Origin of the sequence: Dyadobacter sp. (assembly GCF_039919315.1) — a bacterium.
Lineage (GTDB): Bacteria > Bacteroidota > Bacteroidia > Cytophagales > Spirosomataceae > Dyadobacter.
The window spans coordinates 1-21,753 of the sequence record NZ_JBDSFX010000023.1; the positions used below are offsets into that span (position 1 = coordinate 1).

Sequence of the window (21,753 nt, forward strand, 5' to 3'; positions counted from 1 at the left end):
GACTTATTAAAGTCTTTTTCCAAAGTAGTGTATTTTTTCTTTATTTCTTTCGCTTCTTCCTTGAGTTGGGTATTCGACAGACGAAGCTCCGTATTTTCACGTTGCAGCTCTGATATTGACCAGGTTAGTTTCTCTTTTGTATTGATCAGTATCTCGAGCTTTTTTTCAAGGTCGGATAACTTGTGTTCAATGATACGTTCAATGCTCCTTTCCATTTGCTAACCTTAAAATATCGCCCAAAGCAAAAATTCAGTATCTAATCATTTTCGGATGACGGCTTCAAACTCTCTTTCGTAAGCCCCGATCAGTCGCTGCATGGTTTTGTCAATGACTTTATCAGTCAATGTTTGCTGGTCATCTTGCAGCGTAAAGCTGATCGAATAGGACTTTTTACCTTCCAGATTAGCGCCTTCGTATACATCAAACACATTCACAGAACGCAGCAGCTGGCGCTCGGTCTTGTAGGCGATCTGGCGCAGCTCTTCAAAGGTGATCTTCTTGTTGACTACCACTGACAGATCCCTTCGCACTTCCGGGAATTTGGACACTTCTTTATATTCAACGGCTGCATGGTACTGGCGCAGTATGTAATCCCAATCAAAGTCGGCAAAGAAAACGGGAGCTTTCACGTCGAGTTTTTTGGACAATGAGCCATGAAGCAATCCAAAAGAGACCACCGCTTTACCCTTGAATGACAAGGTAAGCCCTTCTTTGAAAATGGCAGTATCAGCCGGCTGCTTTTCCACTTCCCTGATTTTGACAGCGGTCAGCACCTGATTGACAAAAGCGGCCAGATCATGGAAAACAGTCTCGCGCGACTTTTCAAACCAGCTTTCCTGCGCAATGCTGCCGGTTACGAATACCGATAACCTTTCCTTTTCAACATACTTTTCGTTGATCTCGTGGTAGGTTTTGCCAAATTCAAATACTTTCAAATCCTTCTGGCGGCGGTTGCTGTTGTAGGCGATCACTTCCAGTCCCGAGAAAAGCAGGGTCTGGCGCATTACGGACAGATCTTCGCTGAGGTAATTGAGAATCTTGACAGGATTACCAGCCAGACTTTCTCCCAACGAAGCCTGATATTCGGGCTTGGTCAGTGAATTGTTGATCATTTCATTGAAACCATTTCCTACCAATAATTCGGCAACCCGCAGTTTGAGCTTTTCAGGATCATTAATTGGAAAATCAGAAAGGAAATCTGAGCTCAGCGTCTCAGAAAGCTCGACTTGTCCAAACCCGTAAATGCGCAGGATTTCCTCAATCACATCCGCCTCTCTTTGCACATCGACGCGGTAGGGTGGAACGATTGCCATAAATGACGACTCATTTTCGTCCGCAAGCTGTATGTCCAGACTTTCCAGAATAGTTTTGATCAATGCTCTGTCAAGCGTTTTTCCAATGAGCCTGTCAATGTTCTTATAGCTCATCACGACCCGAAAGTCTTGCACGGGCTGTGGGTAGATGTCGGTGATCTCGGAGGTAACAGTTCCTCCTGCGATTTGCTCAATCAGGAGTGCAGCCCTTTTCAATGCAAAAAGAGGCATATTAGGATCAGTACCCCGCTCAAAACGGAATGACGAATCGGTTTTCAATGCAAAACGCTGAGCAGTTTTACGAACCCAGGCAGGGGAGAAATACGCGGATTCAAGAAATATAGCAGTCGTTTGGTTAGTCACACCCGAAGTGAGCCCGCCAAAAACGCCTGCGATACACATAGGCTCGGGGCTGCCACTGCTTCCTGCATTACAGATCATCAGATCAGAGCCCGAAATTTTTCGCTCTACGCCATCCAATGTAATGAATGGTGTGCCGTCAGCAACTGTGGTTACAACTACTTTGTTTCCAATGACTTTTTCTGCGTCAAATGCATGCATGGGCTGACCCAGCTCGTGGCATACATAGTTGGTGATATCGACAATGTTGTTAATCGAGCGGATACCAATCGTTTGCAGGCGGTCTTTAAGCCACTGGGGAGATTCTCCTACTGTAATTCCGGAAATGGTCAGTCCGGTATATCTTGGGCAGGCGTCCTGATTTTTTACTTCAACCGTGATAGGAAGCGTATGGTTGGTAACAGCAAACCCGTCCACAGAAGGCAGCGTAACCGGCCGGTTCAGAACCGCTTTCAGATCGCGGGCAACACCATAATGCGAGGCCGCGTCGGCACGGTTGGGCGTGAGCCCTATTTCAATTAAATAATCAGATGAAATTCCAAAATATTCACTGGCAGGTGTTCCATTAGCAAGTGCCGTTTCCAGTACCAGGATACCGTCATGGGAGCTGCCCAAGCCCAGCTCGTCTTCGGCGCAGATCATGCCTTCGGAAAGTGCGCCTCTTATTTTTGATTTTTTCAAAACTAATGGCTGATCGCTGCCTGTCGGGTAGAGTACCGCGCCGACTGTGGCGACGATGACCTTCTGGCCGGCAGCCACATTGGGAGCGCCGCATACGATAGACAATAGGTTTTCGCCACCTACATCAACGGTGGTAAGGCTTAAACGGTCCGCCTCGGGATGTTTTTCACAGGTCAGCACCTGGCCGATGAGCACGCCCCGCAAACCACCTTTAATGGATTCAATCTCTTCAATGCTTTCAACTTCAAGTCCGGTTGCCGTTAAGAGCTTTCCGATTTCCTGGGGTGTTTCTGTGATTTCAATTAATTCCTTAAGCCACTTATAAGAGATCTTCATGCGAATGCTTTAAAAAATAAAATTTCAAGGCTGCTGCATCCAAGCAGGGCGCCTTTCTCGCAAAATTAATGATTTAAGTTTGAGATGTATGTGCTACAAAAGAAAATAGCCGGGTCTTTCGACCTGCGGCTATTTTCCTGTTTTATTTCAAAATATATTACTGAGCGGGCGCTACCTCATAGAAAAATTGCTCACTAACAATCTTACCATCAGCCACTTTGTACAATGCAATCTCTTCCATTGGCACCCGGCCCATTCCTTTAAAGGTGATATCCATCGTGAGGCTAATTGAAAAATAGTTGCCTGCTACAACCGGATCGGAGAGCTCCTGGCCGTGAAACTCTTCAATCATTGCCTGAAAATGATTTCCTTTTTCAACGATCTTATCCAATCCCTTAACAGTGGTCATGCCGGGCGATCCTTCGGGTTCGATGCTGACTGCATCTTCCGAATACAATTCCTTTTGCGCCTGCTCGTATTTATTCTCGCGGCTTAGTGCTACAAGGCGTTCTGCAATTTCAGTCGTTGTCATGCTGTGTTGTTTTATTTGAATGGAAATGTAGATATTTCCAAGTCACAAGTTTACGATTTAATATAAATAATTTATTAAATCTCACTCATGCACAGCAGATTCAGTGAGTTCACCGGCCTGGATAGCCGCAGTGAGCGTGTTTTCTGCGGGTGGGACGGGGCAGGCATAGCTGGCCTGGTAAACGCAGTAAGGATTATAGGCTTTATTAAAGTCGAGCACGATCACATTATTCTTGATCTCTGAAAGCGGATAATCCAGGTAACGCCCACCGCCATAGGTTTCTTTTCCACTGGTTGCATCTCTGAAAAGAACAGAGATTACACTTTCATTTTTAAGCAGCAGCAGCTTTTGAGCCTCACCCGCCACAGTAAAATTAGCGTAGCCATATTTTTCATATTTCTCAGAGGTGCCGTCCGTATATTTGACTACCACTTCCTTATCATCTTTCATATAAGGAGAAATATTGGCCTTAATGCGAAATGAAAGATTAGGCTCAAAGTAATGCAAACCGTGAAAACTAGCTTTGTCTGCAATAGGGGAGTCTTCTGTGGTTTTGAACTGCTCGTCCTTAGCTGCGCGCTCCCCTAGGATCTTGGTTTTATACTTTTCAGGACTTGCAGCGATCAGGTCTTCGCTGGAAGAACCGGCGCTGAGGCCTGTGAAATTTTCTACCACAAAATATGCCAGAATTGCGATGATCATCGCGATCGTGCTGTATCGGATCACTTTATTTTTGAACATAAGCCTCAATTATTGTAAACGGATTGCAAACTTACACCCGAATGTCAGCTTTGAAAAAGTATAGGATGTTTATTTACTTTTTTATGATAATTTTGAAACTTCACACCCGGGCTGTTTGCGATGTTGGTTGAAATATACCTAAATTGACCTGGCAAATTATTAAACACAATACCTGACCCATCATATGTCATACACAAAACGAGTACTCATTGCCGAAGACAGTTCAGTGATTCAAAATCTGGCAAGGAAGATTCTGGAATTTCAACATTACGAGATCACTTCGGTGAAAAATGGAGAACAAGTATTGCAACTCCTTGAAAAAGAAGATTTCGATATCATTTTGCTTGATATCAATATGCCTGTGATGGATGGAATGGAGTGCGCCAGAAGCATTCGTAAGTTGCCAAACGAGAAAACGGCCAAGACACCGATTGTAGCGATAACAGGTAACGCCAAGAATTACTCTGAGGAAGATTTCAAAGAAGCAGGATTTGACGATGCGTTGATGAAACCCTTGAATTTTGACCGCCTGGTTGAAGTGGTTGCGCATTTGACAGAATAAAAAACCTGATGAGGATTACATTTTTAGGAACCGGCACCTCGCAGGGAATACCCGTTATTGCCTGCGAGTGTGCCGTTTGCCGTTCTAATGATCAGCATGACAAGCGTTTACGGACTTCCGTGTGGATACAGGCCAACGGAAAATCCTTTGTAATTGATACCGGGCCCGACTTTCGGCAGCAGATGTTACGGGCCAATGTAAAAGAATTGGACGCTGCTATTTTTACACATCAGCATAAGGATCATACTGCTGGCCTGGACGATATCCGCGCATTTAATCACCGTCAGCAAAAAGATATGCCTTTGTATGGCAGGCTGGAAGTGCTCAACCAGATCCGCAATGAATTTGCCTACGCTTTTTCCGAAAAACGCTATCCCGGCGTTCCGCATTTCGAGCTTCATGCCATTGAAAACAAGCCTTTCGAGATAGAAGGCGTGCAGTTTATCCCGATCGAGGTTATGCACCACAAACTGGCCGTTTACGGCTACCGGATCGGGGACTTTACCTACATTACCGATGCTAACTTTATCTCAGAAGAAGAGCAAGAGAAGATAAAAGGCTCGCAGGTACTCGTGCTGGATACCCTCCAAAAAGAGCCGCACCTGTCCCATTTCACCCTTTCGCAGGCGCTGGAATTAATCGATAAATTAAATGTGCCGCAGGCTTACCTGACCCACATCAGCCACAAGCTGGGCTTGCATTCGGTGGTTGAAAGTGAATTGCCCTCCAATGTCAAGCTGGCCTACGACGGATTGGTGCTGGATTTTTAATGCCCGTCAAAGCATCTTACACCAGCCTTTGTTTAATGGCCAGGCTCACCGCTTCGGTGGCGCTGTTTACATATAGCTTGTCGTAGATATTTCGAATGTGGTTGTTAACAGTGTTGTAGGAAATACCACACTCAGCGGCGATCAGTTTGTAGCTGTAACCTTTTACCAAAAAGCCCAGGATATGTTTTTCGCGTTCGGTGAGATGGTAGTCTTTCTGGGCTTGGGTTTCCCCAGAGAAGTGCCGCAAAACCTTGGCGGCAATGCTGCCCGTCATCGGGGCGCCGCCTTCGAGGGCCTCTCTTAAACTTTCCAGAAATCGTTCAGGACTTGTTTTTTTAAGAAGGTACCCGTTGGCCCCAGCCCTCAGGCTGCCAAAGATGCGCTCATCTTCTTCAAAGTTAGTCTGAATCAACACGGGTAATGCGTCAAAATGCTTTCGCACCAGTTTGGTTGCCTCAATGCCGTCTAAACCGGGCATATCGATATCCATCAGCACAAGGTCGGGCTTGGAGCTGGTAATGTCGGCCACCAGGTTGGTCGCATTGTGAAAGGTACCAGTGCATGTAAAGTCAGCCGAAAGGTTCAATAGCATTGCTACGCTATTTAGCCTTTCCTGATTATCGTCGAAAATGATGATCCTTGATGTCATTGCGCAAAATTAGCGACTCCCAAGTTAGTATTAGATAGCAAATATTTGCCATACAAATTCGACTAAAAAGCCAGTGTGATGGTCGTTCCGCTCATTTGCCGGGATTGGATCGTGAGCTTTCCCTTCATCTGGGCAGCACGCTGCTGCATATTCGCCAGACCGTTTCCCCGTTTGATGTTAGCGATGTCAAACCCTTTACCGTTATCTTTAATAACCATGGTGACAGTGCCATTATCGTAGTTGATATCGACATCCAATGCACTGCATTCGGCATACTTGGCCGCATTGTTGATGGCCTCTTTAAATATCAGGTAAAGGTTTTTGCGGGTTTGCATGTCCAGTTTCATTTTTTCAAGCAGTTTGTCTGTTTCAAAATGAAACGCAATGTCTTTGGACTCGGCCAGTCCGCTCCCGAAATGGAACATGCGGGCAAACACATCTTGGATCTCGTCGCTGCCCGCTTTTACACTCCACACAATGTCGCTGAGCCCTTCCTGCACCTGCTGTGCATTTTCTTTTATTTTTTGAACCACTTGCTGATGCTCGGCTTTATCGATTTGCATCAGCAGCGCCTGGCTGTAGAAAGTAATGCTGCTCAGCGTGCTTCCGATTTCGTCGTGCATGTCGGCGCTGATGCCATTCCGTATTCGCTGGATTTGCAAGACCTGCCCAAGCCGGTAGCGGTAAAAAAGGTAGATCAAAAAACCGATGGACAGCGTGCAGAGGATAAAGAACCAGGGGGATTTGTACCACGGCGTGATCACTTTCACAGCAGCCTGCCATTCCTGTACACCCCAATCCGCGCCTGCTACCGAAACCTGTACCCGCAATGTGTATGTACCAGGCGGCAGACTGTTCAAAAGCAGCTTGTTTCCATTTTCGAACATGTGCCATCCGTCATCGTCCCACCCGTCTAGCCGGTAGCGGAACCGGTTGAGCGCCGTGTTATGATAATCCGGGCTCATAAATGAAAATGCAAAAAGACGATCGCCAGGGTTAAAAACAATCTGGCTGTCCGACTGATGGTTTATGACCGTATCCGCTTTATTCTGCCCTGCATTGAATTTGGAATACGATATCAGCTCCAATCCGCGCTCTTTTTGCGCGCTGGTATCCATCCGCGCCGGATCAAAGGCAACAATGCCATTCAGGCCTCCAAAGTAGAGCGTGCCGTCTTTTGATTTGAGATAGGATCCGTGGTTGAACTCCGTATGCGGCAGCCCGTCCGATATGCCGTAGTTATAAAACTTTTGCGTGTTAGTGTTTAAACGGGATAAGCCTTTGTTGGTGCTCAGCCAGAGATTTCCGCGCTGATCGGGCAGGGATGCATAAATGTTGTTATCGGGCAGGCCATCCTCGGTGGTAAAAAGCCGCGCATTTTTCAGGGTAGTATCAATGCGGATCAATCCTTGTGTCGATCCGGCCCACAATGCTTTGTTATACCAAACACTATGAAATATTTGCAATGCGGGCAGCTTGATCTTGTCTGCGGCACCCTGTCCGTAATGTTCCTGGATGGTCGCATCCTGATTGAGAATATACAGACCATTGGTCGTACTGACCAAAGTTCTGCTGCCGGTCCAGGGCGTAAAGTGGTTTACACGTTCATTTTTGATATACCTGCCTGCTCTGTCGTTAAACAGGACCGGTTTCAGGTTCCGGGTATCGATCATAGCCATCCCACCCCAGGTACCCATCCAGAAAGTGTGATCATTGAGCTTGTAAAAGGAAGTAAACCCACGCCCACTGACAAACGGAAACTCCACAGGATAGTACTGCTCGGTCTCAGGTTCTATTTTAATGAATTGGGTTCCATCGGTGACGGCATAAACCTGGTCTTTTGCAAACAGCACTTTGTAAGGGATCACATGTTCCCCCGGGATACTCTTTGGACGGTGCAGCACCATGTGCCGGGCTCTGGCAGTGATCGGGTCAATTTGATGGAACATATAGGCCATACTATCAGCCCGAAAGCCATACGAGCATACCCATATTCTCCCTGAGCTGTCCTCGGTGATTCCCCGTATGCTGCTACCAATGTCGCCTGGCTTCTCCAAAGGCACACTCAGGTATTTTTTGAATACTTCCTCAGTCAATGTAATCTTGAAAAGGCCATCGACGCATGATATCCAGAAACTGTCGTCCGTGCTCAGAAACGTCGCAAAGAAAAAGATACTGGCGCCCGATTTTTGCCGCAGCCGGGTGGTTAACGCAGTGAACTGGCCTGTTTTCTGATTTAAAAAGCCAATCTCTTTTTTCGCGTTATACCATGCATATCCTTTTGAATCCTGGTATATGAAATCCGGAATGAATGGCGCGTCAGCCTCCATGATGGGCCCAAAAGTTTGATTGATAAAGGAGTATTGGCGCATCTGGCCTTTTCCCTTTCCCGATTGTTTGTAATAGATGGTGATCGCGTCCGTGCCGGATTGTACAACGCTGGCCACCTGGTACTGGCTGGCAAACTGCTCCGGCCCGGCCAAATTGACCCGTCGAATGAAATTCGCCTTCTGGTCGATCACATCCAGCGAATTACCTCCCATGTATGCATACAGATTACGTTGACGATCAGAAAAAAGCCTGGACACCTGACTTTCGGCTGAAAGTGAAAGCTCAGGGCCGGCTGGCGGCGTATACAGGGCAACGGGAACATGATTTTTGTCAATCTTCACCAGCCTACCTGCTGATATGGCCACCCATGCGTTGTGATTTTTGTCGAAAAATATATTCAGATTTTGTTTGGAATCAACCCCCTTGATATGCCGCGAGGGATCGATGGTGACGCAGGTCAGATTGATGGGATCTACGATGCTGACGCCATTATTGTGCGCAAGCCAAATGTTGCCAGCCGGGTCTGTCCGCATTTGGTTGATGAGTGTGCTGCCGCCAATGGAGCGGGTTAGCATCCCTGTGAAATTCTGAAATGTATAACCGTCGTAGCGCCAAAGATCCTGGCCGGTTCCTACCCACATGAAGCCGCGGCCATCCTGGGACAGGCTGCGCGTGTTTCTGCTGGGCAGTCCTTGCTCAGGTCCCAGCAGCTGAATGTTAATGCGTGTTTCAACGGCCTGCGCCATGCAGGGATTGATCAAATTTTGGAATACGAAAAGAAGTAATCCAAAACCCTGGATTTTTACGGATAAACCTAAAATTATAAACCTGGGGAGTTTACGTAGCATGCAAGATCGGACAGCATTTGTAGAGGAGCTCAAAGGTATGCGCGGAAAGATAAAATAACAGCTGCGTATAGCAAGAATTTGCTATTGTGCCTTGCAGCTACATTGTATTCTTTTGCTAACACAAAATCCAGCATCCATATAAGCCTGGCACCTGCTCTTGTTACTTCCGGGACACGCCGCTTTTTAGATATTTCGATTTTACTCAACGTTATTGATCTATTCCAAATGGAGAAATTTTACACTACCTACCTCAGCAGGTTTTTATTCATGATCTGCCTGCTTTCTTTGTTTCAACTGTTTCCTTTCGAAGCTTTCGGTGCAGTTAAGCAGAAAGATTCGCATCGATCCAGGTCACTGCTATCCGCAACAAAAAGCGCGGCAAATCCTGCAACCCATCCTGCAAGGAGAGATAGGAAAAACAGGCAGGCATCCGACAGTATTTCAACGAGCCGTATAGACAAAGCCATTGCCGCATCTTTAAAAAAGCATCGCGCAAAAAGCAGCAACGGAATGCGCGCAACCAAGGCGGAAAGGTCTGCGGCAGTTCCACCTGTTTTGTATGTCAATGCAAACAGGAATGATGGGGCCTTCGATGGCAGTAGCTGGGAAAATGCATTCGACAACTTATCAGAAGCGTTTAAATATGCCCATGAAAATGCCGGAGTTGGGCAAATATGGGTTGCTAACGGCGTTTATCGCCCGGAATACGACTTCGATTATACAGAACAAGTAGGGGGAGATCCAAACGACCACACGTTCAGGTTAGTGCCCAATGTAAAGATCTTTGGCGGCTTTAAAGGAGTTGAGAAATCCCTGGCCGAACGCAAACTCATGGCAGCTTACAGTACTGAGTTTCAAATTTCGGAAGACAATGAGGATGAAGATATTGTAACCATTCTCGACGGAGGCGACCAACTATACCATGTAGTCACGTCGGCAGGCGAAGTAGGCAGTGCCAGTCTGGATGGGTTTATGATATATGGCGGAAATGCAGGCAACCTGACAGATGCCTCCGTAGAGGGCATGACAATTCCACGCAATGCAGGCGGCGGAATTGTGGTTGTTAATTCGTCTCCAACATTGAGCAATCTGCTGATCAGATACAATTTTGCGGTAAATGGTGCCGGGATCTTCGTTAGTAATTCTTCTTCATCATTGAGTAATCTTGAAATTGCCAACAACCGTGCAGCAAATAATGGTAGTGCAATCTATACTTCTCAGTCTAATGTCGTTTTAACCAATTCGATCTTCCACGACAATCGTGCGGATGGAACCGGTGGCGTTTTACTGCTTAATTCCTCCGATGTGCTTACCAATATTACCATATATTACAACAATGGGGAGTTTGGAGGCGGCGTGTATATTTCGGGTGGTTCTCCCAAGATCCGTAATACCATTATCCACAGAAACGATAGCTCCATAGGAATTCAAGTGGAGGTAGTGGATGGTGGCACCCCTTCTTTCGCCAACTGCCTTGTTACGGGAAGTGGCGGAAGCGGCTCGTGGAATACCGGTTTCGGGCAGGATATGGGTGGTAATATTGACGCAGACCCTGTCATGCATCGCTTCTCAAGTCTTACTTTCGGACTGCACGCTGGCAGTCCTTGCATCAATAAAGGTAACAATGTGTTTTTTCAGCCAGGCCAAGTACCCGATCTGTCAGGCTTCACAACGGATCAAAGGGGAACGCCACGGATCATGGATGGCACGGTGGATATGGGCGCTGCGGAGAGTTTATTCGGGATTTTATCTTCCAACCTCACCCCGAACGAGGACGAAATATTATTTGTCAAAAAAGGCGGCAGTGGCTCAAAAAACGGGTCCAGCTGGGATAATGCCGCGCCCGAGCTGGCTGACGCACTTTTTGCTGCTAATCTCAATGACCGTATTTACGAAATATGGGTTGCGGGTGGAACGTATCATCCATTATACCGCCCTGATAATTTCTCGAATGCGGATCCCAAGAGCCCGTACAATTCTTTCCTGCTCGTTCCCAGCGCCAGTATATACGGCGGATTTAAAGGGGATGAATCAGAACTCGCCGATCGCGATCTCAGCCTGACAGCTAACGCCAGTATTTTGAGTGGCGATTTCAATGAAAATGACAGCTTCAATTTCAGCGACCTGTCTAATAGCGGCATCAAAAATGAATTCAGTGAAAACGCCCGCCACGTGGTTTATAGTTTCGGCAGCAATGAATTGAATGGTTTCACGATCGAAGGGGGGAATAATACGACTCCAATTCCGGGAGAAACGCTCTTCATTGACCAAACAATTGTTCCCACTGAGTACGGCTCAGGTATTTTGTCTCATGCTGGACGCGGGACTTTTGAAAACCTGGTGATCAGAAATAACTTAGGTGGCAAAGGCGGGGGATTTACGGCATACGAAAGTGGCGAGTCGATCACCAATTCGGTTATTTACCACAATTATAATAAAGGATCTGGCGCCGGTATTATGATAGCTTACCCGGAGGCTTTGGTTATCAATAATACGAATGTGGTACAAAACCTGTCGGTAACCGGGCTAGGTGGAGCGGGCGTCTCTTCGACCGGTAGTGGACTGCTAGCAATTGGAAACAGTATTATTGCTAATAACATATTGAGGGACAATGAGGACTCTCCCCATGCTAACCTGTATTCCGTCGGATCATCCGAAGCTTACGCAGGCAATAATATCATTGCCGGAAGTGGGGGAAGTTTGAGCTGGCAGCTCAATGATTTTAACGATGAAGGTGGAAACATGGATGTAGACCCGCAATTTGTGGACATGAATGCCGGTGACTTTTCACTGACTGAATGTAGCAGGGCAATTGACGCGGGAGACACCCAACTTTATCCCCCTTGGAATGCTGTTCCCGGGACAGATATAGTGAGTAACAGCAGGATTTTTAATAGTCGGATAGACATTGGTGCGTTCGAATTCCAGAGCGTGCGATCACCCAGTGCAACTGCGCTGGCTGGCAATGCAAAAGAAAGTTCTTACACCTTCGAAGACAATGCTACGCATACATTCATGGCCGAAGCTGATGTGTGTGATTCAGACCTGCTGACGCTGGTACCGACCAATTTGAGCGGCGTGGTTACTGCCAAAGTGTGGGTCGATACGCAGGTGAATTCCTATGCCGGCGCCGTTTATCTGCAAAGGCACTTCGACATTACTCCGGACGATAACGCTGAATCTGCAACGGGCCGCGTGGTGCTGTATTTTACGCAGGGTGAATTTGATGCGCTGAATTTGAAACTCTTGACTGATTCCGAATATTTACCGACCGGAGAAGTAGCGGGGGAAGAAAAAAGAAAGGCAAACCTTCGCATTTACCAGTTTCACGGACCAAGCTTGGACGAAAGCGGAAGCCCTGCATCTTACGGAATTTCAAGAACTGTCATCGACCCCGGCGACCAGGATATTAAATGGAATGCCGGATTAAACCGGTGGGAAGTCTCATTTTCCGTCGAAGGTTTCAGCGGTTTTTTCGCAGGAACTGTTAGCCAGAATCCACTGCCCGTTCGCCTGATCAGTTTTGAAGGAAAACAGAGGGATGATCAAAAAATAAAACTCGACTGGAAAGTAGCAGAACAGGAAGGCATAGATGTCTACGAAGTGGAGTACAGCCCAAATGGTAAAACGTTTACCAAAATCGGTCAGGTAGTCGCTAATATCCTGGCAAACACAGACTACCATTTCACCGATACCCTTTCGCATCATGGCGATGTAGCCTACTATCGCTTGAAAATCAATGAACTGGACGGAAAGACAGCATATAGTAAATTAATATCTATCAAAATACTGACACAGCAAGGATTGGTCGCTTACCCGGTTCCAGCCAAAAACGAACTCTGGATCGATTGGCAGAAAAGTAACGCGGTATCTGCTGAGTTTATTGATTCCAATGGCAGGATCTTAAAAACAATCAAGAAATTATCCGCGTCCCAAAAAGTAGATATATCAGCATGGCCTAGGGGCTTATTCTTTTTGAAAACAAGCGAAAATACTGTCTTAAAAGTACTAAAAGAATAATAGGAGGCCAGGCCGATTTTCAGACATACCAATTTTACTCAACGTTACTTTCAAGATTGCAATTATCAAGTAAAACTCAATGGAAACAAAAATGAAAAAGTTTATTTACTCGCTTCCAACGTTACTAACTTTCCTCTTTTTCGTGCTGGCCTGCACAGACCATGATTCATTTGTTCCGGAACCCGAATTTCTCTCTTCCGAGCCTTTTGTAAGCGGCCTAAAATCACCCGTTGGGATAGCCCTTGATGACAAGGGGAATATCTGGGTAACCGAGGCTGGGACAGGTAGCAACAACGATGACGCGAGCATTGCCATGATCACCCCGTCTGGCACGAAAACTATATTTGTAGCCGGGTTGCGGTCCATCACCAATCAGGGATCAACAGAAGGAATTGGCCATTTGCTTTACCGCGACGGGAAGTTGTATTTCCTGCATGGCGTCAATGGCATGCTCTATGTAGCCGACGTTTCCTCATTCAAAGCGGGTGATAAGCCTGTCAATATCGCTGACATTCCTTCTCAGGATGTTGCTACTTATATTAAAAGTCTGGCCTTAGCCAAGCCGGTGAATTCCAATGCATTCGATCTGGTATTCGGACCGGACGATCATTTGTTTATTGTCGACGCGGGTAGCAACGCGATTTTTAAAAGAGATAAAAAAACAGGTGAAATCAGTCTGTTCACCCACTTTCCCGAAGCTTCGGCAGGTGTAGATGCAGTGCCGACAGGCATTGTTTATGACGGGGCCAAGTTCTTTGTAACCACTTTAACGGGCTTTCCTTTCACGCCGGGTGACGCAAAAATCTATACGGTCGATCAGGCAGGAGCTTACAGTGAGTACAAAAAAGGTTTCACGACCCTTTCGGGTATCGTACTTTCAGCCAACAACAAGCCATTGGTATTGCAGCACGGAATATTCGGAAAGGGATTTGAGGCCAAATCAGGCAAAGTCCTCGACGAGAAAGGCAACACCATCTTCAACTCCATTTCCCAGCCAACTGATATCGTTCGCGCTGCCGACAAAATGTATTATCTGCTGAGCTACAAGGACGGAACAATCGTTAAGCTTAGCTATTAATAAGAATCCCTGACACTAGTATGAAAGCATTAAAAATTTCCGGCAAAATACTCGCTGGCCTGTTGGTTCTTGTTGCAGCAGCCATCGTTTATCTCAAAACGGCCCTACCCAATATCGCCCCTGCCCCAGCTCTTAAAATACAGCGAACCGCGGCACGTATCGAGCGTGGGAAATATCTGGCCAATCATGTGACGGTCTGTATGGATTGCCACAGCACCCGCGACTGGTCTCAATATGCAGGGCCACTTTCCGGCGCATTAGGCGGAGGGGGCGAGGAGTTTACGCAGGAAATGGGTTTTCCCGGAAAATTTTATGCACCCAATATCACACCTTTCGCACTGGCTAGTTGGACGGACGGGGAAATTTTCCGTGCCGTCACAACCGGTGTGAATAAAAGCGGAAAAGCATTGTTTCCCGTAATGGGCTATCACCGGTTCGGCCAGCTCGATAAGGAGGATATTTACTCGGTGATTACCTACATTCGCGAATTGCCTGCGGTGCAAAAGAGTATCCCTCAGTCTGAACCGGATTTTCCTGTCAACATCCTTATTAATACAATGCCTCACGAAGCTTCCTTTACAAGTCGTCCTTCGGAGACCGATCAGGTGGCTTATGGCAAATATCTGATCACCGCGACCGGCTGTGTAGATTGTCACAGCAAGACGGAAAAAGGCGCGGTGATTGCCGGAACAGAGTTTGGTGGAGGAATGGAATTCAGAAGTCCTACCGGCGTTGTGCGCTCGGCCAACATTACCATGCACAAGGAAACCGGGATTGGAAACTGGACGAAAGAAGCCTTTGTAGCACATTTCAAAGCCTATACCGACAGCAGCTATGTTTCACCGAAAGTAGCATCCGGTGAGCTCAACACGCCCATGCCCTGGGTCATGTACTCAGGCATGAAGGAAAAGGACCTTGCCGCGATCTTCACCTATCTGAGTACGATCAAACCCATTGCGCATAGCGTAGTAAGGTTTGAGAAAAATTAGATCTTCTTTCTAACTATACCGATCATTGCGCCAGGGGTAAGCCGTGCTCGAATAGCCCCTTAGTTCCCAGAAGCCCAGCTTGTTGAAGGACAAAAACTCGATCCGGTTGATCCATTTACTGCCTTTCCATGCGTAAAGCTGCGGGGTGATCATTCTGACCGGCCCGCCGTGATCGCGCTCCAAAGGTTTGTTATCGGCGGTGTGAACCAGCAGTACATCTTCTTTTAATGCTTCTTGCAATGAAAGATTGGTCGTGTATTGATCAGAGCCATGACATAAAATGTGTGTGGCCGATGATCTGGGCGAGACCAGGGCCGCCAGATCAGCCATACGGACACCTTTCCAGGGAACATCCATGCGCGACCAGGTCGTTACACAGTGAAAGTCGCTGGTATCTTCGGTCTGAGGCAGGGCCATGAAATCATCCCAGGTTAAAGTAACAGGCGATTCTACGTCTCCATCGATGACCAGCTTCCATTTCTGATGTGAAATGTCAGGCTTAAAACCCAGATCGAGTACAGGCCATTTTACGGTTTTAATCTGTCCAACAGGCAGCTGAGGCATGCCGTGACGGTTAATGGGGCCGCTGCCCATGGGCTTAGCATCTGAAACAGAGGGGGTAGTCGCCATTTGATCTTCAAAGCGAGCCTTCAGTTTCATGCGGGCCTCAATAATTTTATCTAATTTGCTTTTCTCTTCCATGTTTTAATAAATTAACCTTCGCTTACCCATTGCATCATTAAGGCAGTCAGATAACCGCCATAGGTCCCAATTGCATACCCTAATATAGCAAGTAAAACGCCAACTGGTGCCAGGGAAGGGTGAAAAGCTGCTGCTACCACGGAGGCCGAAGCCGAGCCGCCCACATTGGCCTGGCTTCCAACAGCCAGAAAGAAGAATGGTATTTTCAGCCATTTACATACCAAGATCAATAGGATACCATGAATGCTGATCCAGATCAGGCCAATGGCAAACAGGCCCGGGTTCCCGGCAACAGCGCCCAAATCCATCTGCATACCAATGGTGGCGATCAGCACATATAAAAATACCGAACCCAGTTTGGAAGCCCCCGAATATTCCAGTTTGCGAACTGGTGTGACTGAAAGGCCAATTCCGATCAGGGTGGCAATGGTAATGACCCAAAAAAAGTTGGACGTAAGGCTATATTTGGCAAGAACAGGGTAGTTTTCAGCTAAATAAGGGGTAATGATCTCCGCCAGCCCATGCGCCGCGCCCGTGGCTCCAAAGCCCGCGGCAGCCAGAAAAATGTAGTCGCGAACGGCAGGCGTTTTTTCGTTGGCAACCTGATCCGAATCCAGATGCTCTTTCACCCGCTGAACCTGGCTGCTGTCAGCGCCTAGCAAATGATCCATGTTGGCAGCCATCCCTGCTCCATAAATGAGTGCAGCCATCCAAAGCTCTGCAATCAGCACATCCACGGCTACCATTTGGGAGAACAATGCATCGCTAGGGTGAAAGACTTCCCGCAATGCAGTCTGGTTGGCGCCGCCTCCGATCCAGCTGCCTGCAATGGTGGCAAGGCCCCGCCAAACAGCGTCCGCGCCCTGGCCCGCTACGGTTTCCGGACTGATCATACCCACCAGCCACAATGCGATAGGACCGCCAATCATGATCCCGGCCGTACCGGCCAGCATTGCAATGAGCGCTTTCGGACCCAGGCTGGCCAGCGATTTCCAGTCCATTCCAATGGTGAAAAGCACCAGGCAAGCGGGCAGAAAGTATTTGGATACCACCGGGTATAGCTGGGAGGTAACCCCGTTGATAATGCCAAATGAATTAAGCAGACCCGGAATAAAGTAGCAAAGCAGCAATGGAGGAATGATACTGTAAAACCGTTTCCACTGCGGAAGTGAAGCAGTATAGAAAATAGATGCCAGAATCAGCATTAGCAGTCCAAGTACGACAGCGTCGTTTGTGATCATTGTTCGGAATTCAGTTTCAGCGGTGGTTAATGGGTAAAAATAGCTTTGTTTTCGAATAAAATAGCCATTAGCCTCTCAGGTTAGTGCTTTCTAATTTTTTCTAAAATATTTGCCTCCGTCGTGATCCATGTTGGCAGGTTACTTGTTATCGGTAAAAAAACTTCCAATCATGATCATCTCAGAAGAAACAAAATCCGCTACGGCAGACAGGCAGTTATTTATTAAAATGGTAGTCTCCAACTGGGAATTGCAAAATCAGCGCCTCAATGGACTGATCGATAAACTCTCCGATGACCAAATGTTGCAACCGGTGGCGGCTGAAAAAAACAGGGCCATCTACCTGCTTGGACATTTAATTGCGGTCAATGACGGTATGATCCCGCTACTGGGACTGGGAGAAAGACTTTTTCCTGAACTCGAAACGCCTTTTGTCAAAAATCCCGACGATGTGGCCATACATACCGCTTCGGTAGCCGAGCTACGGGCCAGCTGGATAAAGTTAAACAATGCGTTGACTGTTTATTTCAATGGCATGGATCCGAGTGATTGGTTTACCAAACACAGCGGGATTTCCGAGGAGAATTTCGCCAAAGAGCCGCATCGTAACAAGCTTAACATTTTGATTAACAGGACCAACCATCAGGCCTACCACCTTGGACAACTGATCTTTTTAAAATCCTAATGTAACCGACTGGGATTGTTATTGTCGGGTTTTTAAGATATTTTACGTCTTCATTGTCAAGATCACTTCAATACTTGATCACCTTCATATATGGCGAATTATAATTTATTGGTAAATGGCAAAAGGGTAAAGGTGGATGTGGAGCCTGATATGCCTTTGCTTTGGGTAGTACGGGATTTTGCGGGGCTGAAAGGAACAAAATTTGGCTGCGGAATGGCGCTATGCGGAGCCTGCACCGTGCATTTGAACGGGCAACCGACCCGGGCCTGCCAGATGCCGATATCGAGCGTGGGCAAAAATGACAAGATCACAACCATCGAAGGAATAGGGGATGGCAAACTGCACATTATCCAGAAAGCCTGGATCGAAGAGCAGGTCCCTCAATGCGGTTACTGCCAGTCGGGACAGATTATGTCCGCCGTTGCTTTACTTAAAACCAACCCCGAGCCGACCGATGCAGACATTGACTCCGCCATGAGTGGGAATCTGTGCCGCTGCGGCACCTACGACCGGATCCGCAAGGCTATTCACCGTGCTGCCGGTGAGATGAAGGTTTCGGAAAGCGGAATTGGGAAAAGGTAGTTTTTGTAAAGTTGTGATCAACCCCTTAGCCAAAAAGACATTGGAAAATATACCAACTTCACGCCGCGATTTTATCAAGGCATCCTCTCTGACCACATTTGGGCTGGCATTGGGAATCTCGGGTTTTAGCAGGGATGCGGCCCTGAAAAAAATTACTCCGGCCATTTTGAGACTGGAAATCAATCCCTTTATCATCATTGATACGGCGGGTAACATCACATTGGTAAACCCGCGTCCTGACATGGGACAAGGCTCTACCCAGGCTGTACCCTCGCTTTTGGCAGAAGAGCTGGAAGTAAGTCTTGAAAAAGTGCTGATCGTCCAAAGCGACGGAAGGGGCAAATATGGCAGCCAGACCTCCGGTGGAAGCAGCTCTGTCAGAGAGCTTTGGATGCCGATCCGAAAAGCTGGCGCAGCAGCCAGAGAAATGCTCACAACTACCGCAGCCAAAAAATGGAATGTGCCAGTCACAGAATGCGTAGCCGAAGATGGTAAAATACATCACAAGGCTACCGGCAAGAGCCTGACTTACGGTGAGCTGGCCGATGATGCCTCCAAGCTGGAAATCCCCAAAGACCCCAAACTGAAAGAAGCCAAGGATTTTAAGATCATTGGAAAATATAATAAGCGCCTTGATGTTCCCGAACGTGTGAACGGCAAGGCTGTCTACGGCATTGACATTGATATACCCGGTATGGTTTATGCCAGCATTCTGCATTCACCGGCCATACACGGGAAAGTGGTTTCCATCGATGATTCGGATGCCAAAAAAGTGAAAGGCGTTTTGCAGGTTATCAAAACCGAACGTACCATGCCCCACCGCAGCTCTGAGGCCGTAGCCGTAGTGGCCACCAACTGGTGGGCGGCGTTAAAAGGCAAAAAAGCGTTGCGCGTCAAATGGGACAATGCAGACTATGAAAAAACGCTGACGACGGCCGGCTATTTTGCCCAGACCTACGAGGCGGCTAAAAAAGAGGGCATCAATTTTGAGGAAAAAGGAGACTTTACCGCCAAATACACGACTGCCAAAGATAAGCTGGAAGCGCAGTATGAGACGCCTTTTCTGGCCCATGCCCCCATTGAACCGGAAAATGCGGTCGTACATGTCAAAGAGGACGGCTCGGTGGAAATATGGGCGCCTGTGCAAGGCCCCGACTGGGCCATGCGCGATGTGTGCGGCTATTTAAAGATCAAGCCCGAGCAGGTAAAGATCAATGTGACACTGCTGGGGGGAGCCTTTGGGCGGAAGGCCTATCACGATTTTCTTTTGGAAGCGTGTCATATTTCAAGGGAAATTAAAAAACCAGTCAAGGTAATATGGACGCGGGAGGATGATATCAGCCAGGGACCTTACCGTCCGGGTATGCTGAGCCACATGCAAGGTTTTGTCGAGGATGGTAAAATAACAGGCTATCATCACCATGCGATCGGAGAATCCATTGTGAGTCAGGTTTTTAAAGGTTTGAAAACAGACGAAGCAGATCCATGGCTGAGTGAAGAGATTAGTACGGGGAATAATAAGTACAATTTCAGTTCGGCTTCCAAAGTGAGCTGGACTCATGTGAAAACTGATATTCCAGTCGTTTGGTGGCGCTCGGTATATGCTTCCAATTTTGGCTGGGGCCAGGAATGTTTCATTGACGAGCTGGCCCATCTCGCCAAAAAAGATCCATTGAAGGCCAGATTGGAGATACTGCCAGATGAGCGTTTTAAAAAAGTATTAGAAACGCTTGCCGAAAAAGCCAATTGGGAAGAAAAGCTCCCAGAGGGCACAGGTAAAGGAATCGCTATCTTCAAATCCTTTGGCAGCATTTCGGCATGCTGCATTACAGTTTCAAAAAGTGGGAGGGGCGTTAAAATTGATAAGATCGTATCAGTCATTGACTGCGGTCATTACGTGAATCCCGATAATGTCAAAGCCCAGACCGAGGGCAATATCGTCATGGGCATTACCGCCGCTATTAAGGACGGCATAACATTTACCAATGGTGTTTGTGACCAGAGCAACTATCATCAGTACAATGTACTCCGGCTCAACGAGACACCGGCCATGGACATTCACATTGTCGACAGCGGAGCTGTTCCGGGAGGAGTGGGAGAGCCAGGCTTGCCACCTGTGGCGCCAGCATTAGGGAACGCAGTTTTTGCCGCTACCGGAAAAAGGCTTCGTAAACTACCATTTGACATCACCAATCTCGCCTAAATCAAAATCAGGCTGGGTTGCTATGGCTTATGATGAGAAGCTTGCCGACCGGGTCGCACAGGCGCTAGTGGAGCTCCCGGTGTGGCTAAATCTGCCAAACAGAAAAAGTAATGCATGGCCTGCTGGCCGGTCGGATATATAAGCTGGAAAAGGTGCAGGGAAAGGTGTGTGGACCTATGTTGTGATCGAAAAGCTAATCCGAGCCAAGAAGCTCTTACGGTTGGAGGGTCAGGTTGGAAGGTTATTTTTTAAAAATATTGGAAATTGTAAACTAAAAGTATACATATATAGTTATTTTTAATGAAATTGTCTTGCTTAGATCACTTAACGATCATTAAAATTTACACTATAAGTAAACTATGAGTTTACTAAATAACATAAAAATAAAGAATTTGCTCGAAAACTGGCTTCCAGGCCATGTAGCCACATCAGCTTGGCTTAAAGAGATGGGTGTATCTCGGCAATTAGTGCAACGCTATCAGCAAAGCGGCTGGGTAGAAGCCATCGGTGTAGGGGCATACAAAAGGCCAAAAGAATTCGTGGGATGGTACGGAGCCGTGGCTAGTCTTCAAAAGCAGCTTTCCTTGGATGTGCATGTGGGTGGTCCAACTGCATTCTCCGTCAGAGGTGGGGGGCACTACCTTCGCCTGGGAAAAGAACCTATCTTCTTATTTTCTGTTTTGAACGAGCACTTGCCTAAGTGGTTCACTGACTTTAATTGGGGTAACCCAATACATCATCTAAGAACATCAACATTTCCAGTAGACGTTGGCGTTGGAAGCTACAATCACCTTAACATCGAATTAAAAGTATCTGCGCCAGAGCTTGCAATCCTTGAATGTCTGTATATCAGTCCAAAAGCATTTGATCTGTTGGAATGTTATCAGATCTTAGAAGGACAGCAAACATTGAGGCCGGAGCTCATGCAGCAGCTTCTGGTTGAATGTAGTTCCGTGCGCGTTAAAAGGTTATTCTTATATATGGCCCAGAAAGCAAAGCTGCCGGTTATGAAATACCTGGATTTAGAAAAAATAGACTTGGGGACTGGCGACCGGAGCATCGTAAAACAAGGAGTCTATAACTCCAAATTCCGGATAAGTATTCCAAAAGAACTGGTGGATTATGTTTGAAAC

General features: G+C 47.2%; 16 protein-coding genes and 1 pseudogene. 9 read left to right on the plus strand and 8 right to left on the minus strand.

The annotated features are described in order from the left end of the window. The 4 genes and pseudogenes from ABIO93_RS06625 to ABIO93_RS06640 form a co-directional block, all read right to left on the minus strand. Positions 1-215, minus strand: a pseudogene (locus ABIO93_RS06625) (hypothetical protein); the annotation flags it as partial. A 45-nt stretch (positions 216-260) separates the two neighbouring features. Beyond that, on the minus strand, positions 261-2,690 hold the full coding sequence (pheT, locus tag ABIO93_RS06630) for a phenylalanine--tRNA ligase subunit beta (protein ID WP_348065710.1): 2,430 nt from the start codon (positions 2,688-2,690) through the stop codon (positions 261-263). 157 nt (positions 2,691-2,847) lie between these two features. Then, the gene (locus tag ABIO93_RS06635; protein WP_348065712.1) at positions 2,848-3,222 is read right to left on the minus strand and encodes a nuclear transport factor 2 family protein; all 375 of its coding nucleotides are present in this window, start codon (positions 3,220-3,222) and stop codon (positions 2,848-2,850) included. Positions 3,223-3,303: 81 nt separating this feature from the next. Beyond that, entirely contained in the window at positions 3,304-3,963 is a 660-nt protein-coding gene (locus ABIO93_RS06640) for a DUF1684 domain-containing protein (protein ID WP_348065714.1), read from the minus strand. A 184-nt stretch (positions 3,964-4,147) separates the two neighbouring features. Here ABIO93_RS06640 and ABIO93_RS06645 point away from each other — a divergent pair, with 184 nt between their 5' ends. Both ABIO93_RS06645 and ABIO93_RS06650 read left to right on the plus strand, forming a co-directional pair. Beyond that, on the plus strand, positions 4,148-4,525 hold the full coding sequence (locus tag ABIO93_RS06645) for a response regulator (RefSeq protein WP_348065716.1): 378 nt from the start codon (positions 4,148-4,150) through the stop codon (positions 4,523-4,525). Between the two features lie 8 nt (positions 4,526-4,533). Continuing rightward, positions 4,534-5,295: an MBL fold metallo-hydrolase gene (locus tag ABIO93_RS06650; protein ID WP_348065718.1), complete on the plus strand. Its 762-nt coding sequence runs from the start codon at positions 4,534-4,536 to the stop codon at positions 5,293-5,295. A gap of 16 nt (positions 5,296-5,311) precedes the next feature. On the opposite strand, the gene ABIO93_RS06655 is transcribed toward ABIO93_RS06650, so the two are convergent. Then, a complete protein-coding gene (locus ABIO93_RS06655) occupies positions 5,312-5,944 on the minus strand; it encodes a response regulator transcription factor (protein WP_348065720.1) in 633 nt (210 codons plus the stop codon). 62 nt (positions 5,945-6,006) lie between these two features. Then, positions 6,007-9,021 carry a two-component regulator propeller domain-containing protein gene (locus ABIO93_RS06660; protein ID WP_348065722.1) on the minus strand — a complete coding sequence of 1,005 codons (3,015 nt, stop codon included), beginning with the start codon at positions 9,019-9,021 and terminating at the stop codon, positions 6,007-6,009. Positions 9,022-9,348: 327 nt separating this feature from the next. Between ABIO93_RS06660 and ABIO93_RS06665 the strand changes: the two genes are divergently transcribed. From ABIO93_RS06665 to ABIO93_RS06675, 3 genes are all read left to right on the plus strand, one after another. After that, a complete protein-coding gene (locus ABIO93_RS06665) occupies positions 9,349-13,143 on the plus strand; it encodes a choice-of-anchor Q domain-containing protein (RefSeq protein WP_348065724.1) in 3,795 nt (1,264 codons plus the stop codon). A gap of 91 nt (positions 13,144-13,234) precedes the next feature. Next, complete coding sequence (locus ABIO93_RS06670) at positions 13,235-14,221, plus strand: ScyD/ScyE family protein (RefSeq protein ID WP_348065726.1); 987 nt, start codon at positions 13,235-13,237, stop codon at positions 14,219-14,221. A 20-nt stretch (positions 14,222-14,241) separates the two neighbouring features. Then, positions 14,242-15,210 carry a c-type cytochrome gene (locus tag ABIO93_RS06675; protein ID WP_348065728.1) on the plus strand — a complete coding sequence of 323 codons (969 nt, stop codon included), beginning with the start codon at positions 14,242-14,244 and terminating at the stop codon, positions 15,208-15,210. Between the two features lie 9 nt (positions 15,211-15,219). On the opposite strand, the gene ABIO93_RS06680 is transcribed toward ABIO93_RS06675, so the two are convergent. Both ABIO93_RS06680 and ABIO93_RS06685 read right to left on the minus strand, forming a co-directional pair. Then, positions 15,220-15,912 carry a molybdopterin-dependent oxidoreductase gene (locus ABIO93_RS06680; protein ID WP_348065730.1) on the minus strand — a complete coding sequence of 231 codons (693 nt, stop codon included), beginning with the start codon at positions 15,910-15,912 and terminating at the stop codon, positions 15,220-15,222. Positions 15,913-15,923: 11 nt separating this feature from the next. After that, complete coding sequence (locus tag ABIO93_RS06685) at positions 15,924-17,153, minus strand: DUF819 family protein (protein WP_348065732.1); 1,230 nt, start codon at positions 17,151-17,153, stop codon at positions 15,924-15,926. A 169-nt stretch (positions 17,154-17,322) separates the two neighbouring features. Between ABIO93_RS06685 and ABIO93_RS06690 the strand changes: the two genes are divergently transcribed. The 4 genes from ABIO93_RS06690 (at position 17,323) to ABIO93_RS06705 (ending at position 21,750) form a co-directional block, all read left to right on the plus strand. Next, positions 17,323-17,835: a DinB family protein gene (locus ABIO93_RS06690; protein ID WP_348065734.1), complete on the plus strand. Its 513-nt coding sequence runs from the start codon at positions 17,323-17,325 to the stop codon at positions 17,833-17,835. Positions 17,836-17,925: 90 nt separating this feature from the next. Continuing rightward, entirely contained in the window at positions 17,926-18,417 is a 492-nt protein-coding gene (locus ABIO93_RS06695; RefSeq protein ID WP_348065736.1) for a (2Fe-2S)-binding protein, read from the plus strand. A gap of 13 nt (positions 18,418-18,430) precedes the next feature. Further along, positions 18,431-20,620, plus strand: a complete 2,190-nt coding sequence (locus ABIO93_RS06700; RefSeq protein WP_348065738.1) for a molybdopterin cofactor-binding domain-containing protein — start codon at positions 18,431-18,433, stop codon at positions 20,618-20,620. 359 nt (positions 20,621-20,979) lie between these two features. Then, complete coding sequence (locus ABIO93_RS06705) at positions 20,980-21,750, plus strand: type IV toxin-antitoxin system AbiEi family antitoxin (protein WP_348065740.1); 771 nt, start codon at positions 20,980-20,982, stop codon at positions 21,748-21,750. Positions 21,751-21,753: the final 3 nt, after the last annotated feature.